Annotated in this window: 11 protein-coding genes; 7 read left to right on the top strand and 4 right to left on the bottom strand. The window is 40.2% G+C overall.

The annotated features are described in order from the left end of the window. Positions 1 to 13 precede the first annotated feature (13 nt). From EYR97_RS01535 to EYR97_RS01510, 6 genes are all read left to right on the top strand, one after another. Complete coding sequence (locus EYR97_RS01535; protein WP_131092076.1) at positions 14 to 835, top strand: protein-glutamate O-methyltransferase CheR; 822 nt, start codon at positions 14 to 16, stop codon at positions 833 to 835. A gap of 2 nt (positions 836 to 837) precedes the next feature. After that, positions 838 to 1,449: a chemoreceptor glutamine deamidase CheD gene (gene cheD / locus EYR97_RS01530; protein ID WP_131092075.1), complete on the top strand. Its 612-nt coding sequence runs from the start codon at positions 838 to 840 to the stop codon at positions 1,447 to 1,449. An 8-nt stretch (positions 1,450 to 1,457) separates the two neighbouring features. Next, the gene (locus EYR97_RS01525; RefSeq protein WP_131092074.1) at positions 1,458 to 2,501 is read left to right on the top strand and encodes a chemotaxis response regulator protein-glutamate methylesterase; all 1,044 of its coding nucleotides are present in this window, start codon (positions 1,458 to 1,460) and stop codon (positions 2,499 to 2,501) included. A 332-nt stretch (positions 2,502 to 2,833) separates the two neighbouring features. Further along, positions 2,834 to 3,511, top strand: a complete 678-nt coding sequence (locus EYR97_RS01520) for a Crp/Fnr family transcriptional regulator (protein ID WP_165477958.1) — start codon at positions 2,834 to 2,836, stop codon at positions 3,509 to 3,511. A gap of 312 nt (positions 3,512 to 3,823) precedes the next feature. After that, positions 3,824 to 5,764, top strand: coding sequence for an ATP-binding protein (locus EYR97_RS01515; protein WP_165477957.1), 1,941 nt, complete (start codon positions 3,824 to 3,826; stop codon positions 5,762 to 5,764). A 330-nt stretch (positions 5,765 to 6,094) separates the two neighbouring features. Beyond that, positions 6,095 to 7,252, top strand: coding sequence for a response regulator (locus EYR97_RS01510; protein WP_131092071.1), 1,158 nt, complete (start codon positions 6,095 to 6,097; stop codon positions 7,250 to 7,252). Here the strand turns inward: EYR97_RS01510 and EYR97_RS01505 are convergent. The 4 genes from EYR97_RS01505 to EYR97_RS01490 form a co-directional block, all read right to left on the bottom strand. Beyond that, positions 7,244 to 8,056, bottom strand: a complete 813-nt coding sequence (locus EYR97_RS01505; RefSeq protein WP_131092070.1) for a TlpA disulfide reductase family protein — start codon at positions 8,054 to 8,056, stop codon at positions 7,244 to 7,246. The two genes, EYR97_RS01510 and EYR97_RS01505, sit on opposite strands and share 9 nt — an antisense overlap. Before the next feature lie 41 nt (positions 8,057 to 8,097). After that, on the bottom strand, positions 8,098 to 9,075 hold the full coding sequence (locus EYR97_RS01500) for an AraC family transcriptional regulator (protein ID WP_131092069.1): 978 nt from the start codon (positions 9,073 to 9,075) through the stop codon (positions 8,098 to 8,100). A gap of 111 nt (positions 9,076 to 9,186) precedes the next feature. Further along, entirely contained in the window at positions 9,187 to 9,489 is a 303-nt protein-coding gene (locus EYR97_RS01495; RefSeq protein WP_307722605.1) for an anthrone oxygenase family protein, read from the bottom strand. 142 nt (positions 9,490 to 9,631) lie between these two features. Next, on the bottom strand, positions 9,632 to 10,453 hold the full coding sequence (locus EYR97_RS01490; protein ID WP_131092068.1) for an NmrA family NAD(P)-binding protein: 822 nt from the start codon (positions 10,451 to 10,453) through the stop codon (positions 9,632 to 9,634). A 308-nt stretch (positions 10,454 to 10,761) separates the two neighbouring features. On the opposite strand from EYR97_RS01490, the gene EYR97_RS01485 reads away from it, so the two are divergent. Beyond that, positions 10,762 to 12,156: a serine hydrolase domain-containing protein gene (locus EYR97_RS01485; RefSeq protein ID WP_131092067.1), complete on the top strand. Its 1,395-nt coding sequence runs from the start codon at positions 10,762 to 10,764 to the stop codon at positions 12,154 to 12,156. The last annotated feature ends 178 nt before the right edge of the window (positions 12,157 to 12,334 follow it).

The following is a 12,334-nucleotide window of genomic DNA, read 5'->3' as shown; positions in this document are numbered from 1 at the left end:
GGGGAATTGGCTAATGGGCAATGATGTTCGGGAGTTTCATTTTAGCCAGGACGACTTTAATCAAGTACGTAACGTACTTTATAAAGTAGCTGGAATAAAATTAGCTGATAGTAAAGACTCTATGGTGTACAGCCGTCTAGCAAGACGGCTGCGTGCCTTGAAAATGAATCGCTTTTCAGACTATTTGCGTTTCTTGTCGAGTAATGAAGAAGAGATAGAGCATTTTATAAATGGCCTAACTACAAACCTCACCTCTTTTTTTAGAGAGAATCATCATTTCGATATCTTACATAACCACTTTGTGCAAACGAAGGGAAAACAGCGAATTTGGTGTGCAGCTAGTAGTACAGGTGAAGAACCCTACTCTATTGCGATTTGTGCGGCAGAAGCTTATGGCACCATGAACCCGCCAGTGGAGATAATTGCAACTGATATCGACAGTAATGTACTTGCTACCGCTAGCGCTGGCGTATACCCAATGCCACGCGTTCAAGGAATAGGCGCGACCAGGCTAAAACAGTTCTTTCACCGCGGTGTTGGGAGCAACGCCGGCAAAGCAAGAGTAGTACCTGAACTACGTCAGTTGATTACTTTCGACAAACTTAATTTAACCGATGCCGCTTGGCCAAATTTGCCCAACGATTTCGATATTATTTTCTGTCGAAATGTAATGATCTATTTTGATAGACCCACACAGATGGCAGTACTTGGAAAGCTAGTATCTCATTTATCCAACAACGGACTTTATTTTGCAGGACACTCAGAAAGCTTCCTCAATGCGTCCACATTGGTAAAACCGATTGGAAAAACGGTTTACCGGAAGGTCGAAGCATAACAATGAATGATGGACCAGAATTAAAACTCTATGCCAACCGCTATTTCGACAACCATTTTAAATTGGAGGCCGTTAAAATTCTGCCTGGAGAGTTTTATGCCACTAGCGACGACACCATGATAGTGACGGTGTTAGGTTCTTGTGTATCAGTTTGTTTATCTGACCCTCAGAATAATATACGGGGTATGAATCACTTTCTTTTACCCAATGATCAAAGCCAGCGAGATTCACTGATTTCAGAATCTGCTAGGTATGGCGGTTATGCAATGGAAGTTCTCATCAACCAGATGCTTAAACTAGGGGCAAAGCGTAACAACTTGGTCGCTAAAGTGTTCGGTGGCGGGAATGTTATGAAGGGTTTTATGCTCAACAATGTTGGAGAACGAAACGTAGACTTCACTTTCGACTATCTTCAACGAGAGCAAATCCCTGTTCTCGCAAGTGATGTACTGCAAACATACCCTAGAAAAGTTTACTTCATGCCTTATAACGGAACAGTAAACATAAAAAAACTCAAATCATTACATAACACAACTATTCTAGACAGAGAAAGCGAGTACCGTTTACGTATGAAGCAATCCTCTCAAACCACACCTAGTATAGATTTGTTTTAGGAGTACTAGTGATAAAAGTTCTCATCGTCGACGATTCAGCGTTGATACGAAGCCTACTAAAGGAAATTATTTCAAAAGAGCCTGACATGATGGTGGTGGGTACGGCGCCTGATGCCTATGCCGCACGAGACATGGTGAATCGATTTACCCCTGATGTAATTACCTTAGACATAGAAATGCCCAAAGTGGATGGTATTACTTTTTTAGATAAACTTATGAAGGCGCGACCTACTCCTGTTCTAATGATTTCGACATTAACAGCGAAAGGCGCCGACGCAACACTTAAGTGTTTAGAGCTTGGCGCAATTGATTATATCGAAAAACCCAAAATAGGGGTTACTGAAGGTATTGAAGCGTACCGTCAAATTATTTTAGAAAAAGTACGCACTGCGGCCGTTTCAAAAGTTGCACGAAGAACATCAACACCAGCGACAGTTAAGCAACAAAGTATTATTAGCGGTACTGAGAAAATTATTGCGGTTGGGGCGTCAACCGGCGGTACTGAAGCAATAAAAGCTTTCTTACTTGCCTTGCCGGCTAACGCGCCTGCTGTGGTCATTACTCAGCACATGCCACCAGGTTTTACTAGAAGTTTTGCAGAACGGTTAAATAACCTGTGCAAAGTTAACGTGTCTGAAGCTAAAGGTGGTGAACGATTATTGCCTGGGTATGTTTATATTGCTCCAGGAGATATTCACCTTGGGATCGAGAAAAGTGGTGCAGACTACCGAACAGTGCTTATTGATGGCGATCGCGTAAGCGGCCATAAGCCTTCTGTGGACGTTTTATTTCAAACAGTAAGTAAAACAGCGGGTAAAAATGCCATTGGTATTATCATGACAGGTATGGGGAAAGACGGCGCAGCAGGCCTTTATGATATGCGACAAAGTGGAGCTTACACCATAGCGCAAGATGAAAGTTCATGCGTGGTATTTGGTATGCCGGGTGAAGCAATAAAACTTGGGGCAGCCATGACGGTTTGCCATCTAGACAACATTGCTAAAACGGTTTTTGATTACCTAAACGTGACCGGTAGTGGTTCGAGATTATAAATTAGGACATAGGCACAACCAGTAACCAGTCATAAATTTATTGGCAATATAAAGTGATGGCTATTGAGAATACCTAACAGCGAAGACCTACACTTCCCAACTTTAGCCCCCCAGTTTCGCACAACAACTCGTCGTTATAAATCAGAAATACCGTTACATCGGACACTGTAGCGGTACCTTTTGAGACTTGAGACATTCCTTCTAGCCACTTGTGGTTTTTACTTAGAACTAGAGCCCGTGTGCTCACAATAACGATATACAAAATTATGGTCTATCTTTGTGTTAGACGTTTCAAACAGTCGTTATCAATTTTTATGCAAAGGAACCGTAAAATGGGATCACCCGAAAAAATAGATATCTGTAAGCTGTGCCCACATTCACAAAGCTGTAAAGCCAATAATGATGTATTTAAGAAACTAGAGAAAACGATGATAACACCAGAAAAAGGTAACTTTTTGTTTAAACAAGGGGAGACTTTTGACAGTTTTTACATTATGTGCCAAGGCTCAGCAAAAGCCGAGTGTAAAACTACTGGTAACTCGCCCCAAGTGCTTGAGTTCTATCACCCTTGCGATGTAATAGGTCTTTGTGGTTTCGGTAACGGCAGTTACCAAGAAACGGCTCAAATTATGACATACAGTCGCATATATAAAGTATCGAAAAAAGACTTTGACACCGCACTTGCTCACTCGCCCGCTCTGGCACCTCTAATGTTCGAATTACTCGGCACAAGTATGGTAAGACGACAACGTGCTTTGTCAGAAATGTCAAAACTCGAAGCCGAAGAGCGCTTTCTCAATTTTTTGAAAGCCGAACAAAGTGGAGTTCCCAAAGATTCAAATGGTATTGAGCTCAGTATGTCTCGAACAGATCTAGCTAACTATTTAGGTGTCGCCGTAGAAACACTCAGCAGATTGATTAAAAACCTATCGCAAAAAGGTGTTATTGAAGTGAATAATCGTCACATATCACTGTGCGTTAATACTAACAAATCGTGTAATGCGGCTTAATAATTACCTACCATTTTAATAAGGACGCCCTACAGCCTGTTTATTTTATAGACAAAAGTATACTTTCTAAGTTTTGAATAAAAGCTAATCTTAGTGCGAAAGTTTGAAAATGTTGAGCATTGAATGAACATGGTTGGAAACTCAATTAGCCTGGCCAAGAAAACGCGGCTTAGGTTAACGCTTCTAGTCGGTATACTATTTTTAAGTTCGATTACTTCACTTTGGATACTTCATGAAATAGAAGAAACAAACAAACATGAAGCGCACATTGTAAATGAGGCAGGAAAGTTACGCTCTTTAGATTTAAGAGTCATGAACTTGCTGAATTTGCCCCCTTCTTCTTCCGACACGACACCAGAGCTCAGAAAAGTGCAATCTGACATCAAGCGCATACAAATTGCTTTACAGCAAGCGCAAGGTGAAGCGTTCCGCCAATTAATTAAAGACCTCTATGTCAGATCTCCTTCTGCACTTAATGAGAGGTTGAATTCAGCCGTAGTTGAAGCAATCGTCTTCAAGGAAAGAGATACGCCATCTTCAGAAGTCAGCCGATTAAAGGTAGAGCTAGAGTCATTGTTTAACGAACTTGACAGTGCGGTTACTCAGATTGAAAGCTTCATTATCGACAGAAACATTTCTACATCAAACATTATAACGTTCTTGACACTTCTCTCGTTCCTTCTAACCTTACTGGTTATGGTTTGCATATTCATGCCCGTGGATAGAGCACTCTCTAAGTATGCTCGCGATACTAACCGGTTATTGGCTATTGTAGGTTCGGTAACAGAATGCATTAAGAGTGTAGATAAAGATTTCACATTAAAGTCGATGAATTCAGCGGGCCTCGATTTGGTCGGTGTCGACTGTATAAGTAAGATCCGAGGCATGTCAGTACTCGACTTGATTACGCCTGAGTATCACGAGCATTTTAAGGATGCGGTCAACCGTGTATTCGAAGGTGAAACCGTTGATTTAGAGTTTGAAATAATCTCCCTTGACGGTACACGACGTTGGATGCACCAAATGGCCACACCTTATCGCGATCCTGAGTCAGGTAAAATTACAGAAATGGTCGCTGTCACCCGTGATATATCAAAGAAAAAAGAGCACGCTGACACACTCGCAAAAATACAACGCAATGAAGTCACCAATTCATTGTCATCGGGTATTGCACACGACATTAATAATATACTAGCGATTGTATCGGGTAATCAGCAGTTATTATCAATAAAAAATAAAGATGAATCTCTGTCTCCTTATATAGAAAAAATACAGTCTGCGGTAACGCGTGCATCAAATCTAACCACCAAACTCCTTAAAACTAGCAAAGAGTCACCATCAAAGATGGAGATGGTCACACTTGAAGAATTGTACGACGACCTCAACCCTCTTCTTCAAGAGGCGATAACAAATAACATTACGCTTGAGTGGGACAATAACTACGACATAAAAGAGAAGATTAATAAGTACGATTTAGAAGATGCCATTCTAAATTTGGTACTAAATGCCCGAAATGCCATAACGCATCACGGTACTATTTCATTAAGAACAACGATTGAAAACACGGTTAACCAACATGAAGATTACTTTGCCGTTACGCCCCACAAAGCCAGTAAGTACATCAAGTTTGTAGTTAAGGACAATGGCATAGGTATACCGCGAGATAAATTTGAAGATATTTTCCTTCCCTTCAAAACATTCACGAAAACGGGGTCGGGACTAGGATTATCCATGGTTTATGGCTTTGCGAATCGCTGTGGCTATGGGTTGTCTCTTAGTTCTAAAGTTAATGAAGGAACCTGCTTCTCTATTTGGATCCCTATTTCCGAGCAGTCTTATTCTGCCTCGACATCTACAAACATAAGCAGTTTGGGCTTTAACCAATATACAAGATCACTCAACATTGTTTTAGTCGATGATGAGGTCGACGTTTTAAGTGTAAACAAAAAATTATTGGAAGATAACGGTCACAGTGTCATAGACTTCGCTTCAGCACATGATGCGATAAAATACTTAGATAATGCAGCACAACCTGTAGATATCATTATCACCGATGAAGTCATGCCTGGCGAAATTCAGGGCCACGATTTAATACATCGATACCAACACAGCTATCCGATTATTTTAGTTACTGGCTTCTCAAAAACTAAGAATACACGGGGCCTTGAGAATATGATTTTACACAAACCTTTTAGCATCAACGCCCTGCTTGAAAAAATAAACACGGCTATAAAAACCAACGCAGCGGCTTAAAAGTATATCCAAACGTTGTAATAGTGATATTTAATATTGACCCCAGTAAAGTTGTCTTGGATAGCGTATCACAACTAAAAGCCTAGCTTTAATTCGACCTTAAAGCATATCTAAAAATCATACGAAACTATTACAAAAAACACCAAAAAGTCTAATTGAAGATTCATCCACTTTAAGCCATTATTACATTAATTATTTTTAACCTTCAAAAGAGAATGAGTCTCTTTTTGTTTCAAAGAAACTGTTTAAGTCAAAAGGCAAATAATAGGCTAAACTGTAAAAACAAGCTGCAGTTTTACGCTGGTAAATAAAGGAACAACTGGGGGTCTTGTGAGTAATTACGATGTGATGGTGGTTGATGATAGCGAGATTTCCTTGGCGACAATTGCACACGCACTTGAAAACGTTAATCCGATTTTGTTTTCATCTCCCCTTGAAGCACTTCAATATGCAGAGAACCTTGAATCGCCTCCTTTTTTAGTCATCCTAGATTTGATGATGCCTGAAATCAATGGTTTTGAAGTCTGTAAAAGGCTGAGAGAGTTGTTTTCAGATACCGAAACAGAAATAATTTTCTATAGTTCTAACAATAACTTAGATGACCGCATTAAAGGTTTCGAAGTAGGCGCCAGTGACTTTTTGGTCAAGCCAGTTGCCATTCAGGAATTGCAAGTAAAAGCGCTGAAAGCCATTTACAGAGTGCGTGAAGAGAGGAAGCAAAAGCACGCATCCTCAAAGCAAGATGAAGCCATTAAGGGCATTATCACTGAACTCTCTGAACAAAGTATCCTTGTTAATTTCTTACGAGCGGCCAATGCGGCGAGCTCAGTTGAAAAATTGTGTAAGTTAATCGTTAAAGCTGCTTCTGATTTCGGTTTAAGCGCGTCGGTACGATCTAGTTTTACTATTGACGACCATGAATTTAGTACAGTAGAAAGTACGGGAGGTACATTACCGCCGTTAGAATTAGAATTGCTTCGCCGTTTAAGTAGTTCAGAGCGTATTTTCACGCAAAATAATCGACTGTTTTTAAATTATCCTCATTTCACTTTAATAGTGAAGAACATGCCCGATGATAAAGCCTTCGCAGGGCGTTTGCGTGATCATCTAGCTATAATGCTAGAAGCGGTAGGTTCACGTATAAAGCTATTCTCACAAGAGCAAGAGGTGAAGCTGCTAATTTCTTCACTTCAAGCGACGCAGGAAAACGCAAAGCTTCGAAACAAGATAACCATGAAAGCGATTGTTGACACCATGACAGATGTTATCAATGCGGTTGAAAATAAGATTTTTGAATATGACTTAACAGAAACCCAAGAGGCTGAGCTACTAGCCATATTTAAAGAAAGTACCGACTTTACGTATGAAGTGATAGAGGAAAATAGTAACTCACAAGAACTAGAAAAAGTGATAGCCAAACTTCAACAGCTGCTTGAAAACGATGATGACCTTCCAGAGGAAGAGTTAAACACTGTGGAGTTATTTTAAATCTGTGTGCTCAAGGTAATAGGCTAAGCTGGCACTTGATAATTCACCAATATGAGTTGCGATTAACTTTCCATTGGCATCAAAAAATAGCGTTGTAGGCAGTCCAAATGCACCTAAACGCGCGCTAGCTTCTCCCGTAAAATCAAAGAAGACATTATCTAAATGCAGTGTATTTTTTGATAAAAACTGTTGAACTCGGCTTGGCGCTTCTTGCTGATTTAAGAATACAAATTGAATATGACGACTTTCATTTTGAGCAGCCTCAAGCACCGGCATTTCTCGTCTACACGGCGGGCACCACGAAGCCCAGATATTAATAACAAGCGGCCGACCTTTAAACTCACCCAATTCCACCTGTTTATCATTGATACCCGTAATAACAATATCAGAATAGTTCTTGTTTTGCGTTGATACGACATTTGCAACGTAAAGAGGCAGAACGACAACCAAGGCCAATAAACTCGCTTTTATATAGTGCTTCATTAAGGACCGCTGCCCTTGGTTTGAAACAACTAAAACCGCGATCCCCGTAATCCAGCCTACGCTATTTTTAAATCCGCCATCTCTAATATCAATAATTGACAACCAACTTTGTTGGTATATTTCCCAAAATGATATAACAAAAACCAAACGCGCAGTTATGAAGCCGATAATGACGGCATTAAATACACTGTCGGTAACCCGCTTGTGGTCATGCTGTGCTTTGCCAAGTATAGATGCAGTACTTAGAAATATTATGATAAAGAGTATAGATAATGCTGTCGATGTAGGAATCGAGAAAGGTCCTAGCGATATACTTAGCAAGGTATTTCCTGTTAATTAACGTAATTGGCCTGTTTTAGGTATTAATGGTTAACCTGAGCTTGATAGGCTTTTCTTATTTCGTTTGGAGTTTTGCCCATAACTTTTTTAAAGGCGCGAGAAAAAGCCGCTTCAGATTGATAACCTATGTCTAACGCAATGGTCAACATAGTATCTTTCGTCAATTGCAGTTTTGAATAAGCCAATGACATTCGCCATTCGGTTAAATACTCCATTGGGGTATTACCTACCAATCGCTTGAACTGCTGCGCAAAACTGGTTCTAGACATTCCCACATTGCGCGCTAATTCCTCTAAACCCCAATGATGTTCTGGGTTGTCGTGAATTATCGTTAATGCCTTTCCAATTCGATCATCCTCTAATGCGCCTAGCCAGCCCGTTTCGTCTTCACTTAATTTAGACAAATACTGGCGCATTGCGGTAACCACTAAAATATCCGCTAATCGCGCAATAACTGCTTCAGCACCGACATCAAGTTCACTGGTTTCAATTTCAAGTAGATGGCTCAGTTTAGTCACTACATTCGATGCCGCTTTCTCTTCGTTCTTTATAACAATGTGAGTGGGAAGAATACCTAGCAATTTAATGGCAAGGGGATGTTGAAATAGCATTACCCCACATATCATTTGCGTTCTCTCTCCCAATCCGCCATAGGTTAGCGTTTCAAAACGGTCAGTTACGGCTTTTATAGGTAAGTCACTCAGAGGTGTATAAGCTCGGCAAATACCATCACCTAATGTATGTCCTTCTCCTTTGGGAAAAAGAATGAAATCACCCGGCCCGAGTTTTTCATTAAACGCGCCTTCACAAAACTCAGCTTCTCCACATAATACCAAGTGGAACATCATGCAATTGTGAATTGGTGGCATACTTATAGCCCAAGGTGAAGTCAAAGAAGACTGAGTAAAAAAAACGCTTTCCATATGCAGGCTTTCAAGTAATTTACCGATGGGCTCATCGTGAATTGGCGTGTTTAATCTTCTTTTAAAGTCAAATTCCACGGTCACTCCGTTTAATGCGTACATGCATACTCAGTTAGAATAATATATCCGCTTTCTATTTGCGAAACAGTTGATGTAACCCAATGTAACCTAAGAGTGACGAGTATCGCACTAGAGCGCCAACAAAAAGCCTGCGATTATTGCACTTGCCGATCGCACGTAATTCCAAAATACCCATTTATCGAGATAGTTTCGCCATACTTGTGTGATCTTATCCCCCGACGAATCTCTAAGTTGATTATTTAACGGGACATTCCTAGTTACTGTTACCAGAGTGGTTCCAATGAAAAAAATCCCTCCTGCTACGGACTTTGCATTAGATTCAAATAAAAGAAAATACAACCCCGCTACACCAGACAGAACAAAGACCCCTAGGAAGACGGGATTCAAAATATCTTTGTTGATATCATTCATAACGCAAGCTCCATCACTTCGATTAGCAAGCGTTCGCATTATTGTGTTACTAAAGATGAAGTAAAGACCTACCATCACTATCATAGACAACTCTAATAGCGACTCTACAATCTCCATGATACTTATTCCCGTAATCATAGCGTTACCTAAATACTGATCGGTTTGCAGTTACAAAAGCGTGAAACGTTTTTGGTGGTCGGCCTAGAGCCCGATGAACACCATCAGCGACAAATGCATTTCGCCCATCTAAAACCTCAGTAAACAAGTATGACAACATAGCAATTGCATCTGTGTCTACATGGTTAGCCTGCAAGCTTTGTACGAACTCTGAAGGTGTAATTTGCTTAAATGAGATAGCCCTTTCAAGAACTTGAGAAAAGGTTTCGGCTAGTTGAGAAAAGCTAAGCAACTCAGGTCCCGTCACTTCGTACATTTGACCATTGTGCTTGTCATTAGTTAATGAAGCCACGACAACGTCGCAAATATCGTCCACGTCAATAAAGGGCTCTGTAACCCCACCTACGGGCAAAGCGATAGTCCCCCTTTTTATGAAATCACCGAACATCCCCTCAGAAAAGTTTTGATTAAACCAGCTTGCTCGTACAATTGTGTAATTAAGCCCTGATGTTTGAACAATTTCCTCACAAATTTGAGCGGCTGGCTCCCCTCTACCAGACAGTAAAGTGATGTGCTCAACCCCTTTAATTTTTGCTAGTGCGCAAAACTTAGCTATGTCATCGGGCGCTCGAGGTATGGCGAGATCAGGATAGTATGTCAGATAAAGTGCATCTACTCCGATAAGTGAAGCAGACCAGGTTTCTGGAGATTGCCAGTTAAAGTGCACTTCTCCATTTCTAGTTGCACCTTTTACATTCAATCCTAACGCTTTGAGTTTGCTGTAAACGCGTCTACCTGTTTTTCCTGTTGAACCAATCACTAAATACGATTTTGAACTAAGTGTCATGCTAGAGCTACTCCTTTAATTGTGCAGCGCTTAAAGTAGTAGAGTACGCAAGCTAACAATATGCACAGCGTATACAAATTAATACTCATCGTTCAAATTATGCAGCGCTCAAGTAGCACGTTCTGCAATAAAAATTATACGCTGTGCACAGTTATCTGTCGGTCGCTTTGTTAGAGTGTTGGAACAAAAGTAAAAAATAGTGCTAAGTTACAAAGTGACAAAGGTACATTTAACGTTGCTTTTGTGTAGGTTGTGCTGTTCAACGTAGCACTGAGAATATCTAACTAAACATCTAGATTGGAAAAAGAATGATTAGGATAGCCAAATACGCACTGTTAGTTTTCACAGCCGCCATAGCAACAAACAGTAACGCTGAAACTGATCAACATGCTTCCCAGTTTTCACATTTTATAGAATCAACAGAGGCCATTATTGAACAATATGAAACGTTGAATTGGTTCTCTGGCAACGTACTTATCACTCACAAAGGCGAAGTTATTTTTGAAACATCCGTTGGATGGGCTAATAGAGAAAAATCACAACCTAACAGTAGCTGTACCCGCTTCAATATTGGCTCTATCGCGAAACACTATACCGCAGTACTCACGCTACAGTTGGTTGAAGAAGGCACACTTGCCTTAACTGACCAAATTGCAACGTTTGACTTAGGTTTAAAGGACTCACTTGTTAAAGGCATTACCATAGAGCACTTGCTAAAGCACCAAGCTGGTTTTGGTGATATTTTCACACCAGAGTATATGAGTAACCCATTAGCTTTTGACACGCTAACTAAGAAGATTGCACTTCTTAAAGACTCACCTTTGCTTTTCATCCCTGGTAGCGACTACAGATATTCAAACTATGGATACATCCTACTGGGAGCCATTTTAGAGAAAGTCACAGGAACATCATTCTCATCACTGCTTAACTCTCGCATATTTAGTGTGATTGGTGATGACACTAGCTCACTGTCCACAAATGACTTCGATGAATGTCAGTCGAAGCGATACCACTACACAATGGATAGAACGTTGGAAGAGACTTTATTTCGAGAAGTATCTGGCCCCGATGGAGGCATCGAATCGACAACTGACGCGCTAGATAAATTTTATACAACCCTTGTATTTTCCAATAAGTTGCTAAAAAGAAATGGGCCAGCCTTTAACGCCTATTTTGGGAACCAACCATCCCATATTACAGCATTCGGAGGCGGTACTGGTGTCAGTGCAGCTGTTGAACTCTTGGTAGAGAACGAACTGACGATTGTTGTTCTAGCGAACAGCGATGAATTAGTAGCAGAAAGAATATCGAACCGACTTGCACAAATTTTCAAAGGCGAGGAAGTAAATTCTGTTACATTGCCCGCTAAACACTTTGTTTTTCAACAATTCAAAACCCTTGGCACCAATGAATTTAAAGCGAAGTTTAAAACAAGCTACAAAACAGCTGGCTACAGTGAATTTATTGGAAAAGCTATTAATGAATCAGGACTAGCATTAATAAAAAATGGCCAGCATGAAGACGGGTTAGAGATCATCAAAATGCTAAATCACTTTTTCCCTAAAGCCCCCCAAGCATACGATAGCCTTGCATATGCTCACTTTCTCATGGGTCAACTAGAAAAATCTCGAGTAGAGTTTAAAAAAGCACTCAACCTTAACCCTAATTTTAAGAGTGACTATCATCAAAACAATTTCAACTGACCATATTCCAACCAAAAACATCACCAATCAGGTCTTTTTCCAGTCAAAATGCGTATTTTTTTTAAACAGCCTTTTACGCGACAATATAACAAAAAAACAAGTTCAAGCTTTAATAAAAAATTGAACTTAACAATTAATTAACGCAGTAAAATCAGAAACATGACATAGGATACATATT

The organism is Alteromonas sp. KUL42, assembly GCF_006538325.1.
Taxonomy (GTDB): domain Bacteria; phylum Pseudomonadota; class Gammaproteobacteria; order Enterobacterales; family Alteromonadaceae; genus Alteromonas.
The sequence above is the reverse complement of the archived record's forward strand: the minus strand, read 5'-3'. Positions and strand labels throughout refer to the sequence as shown.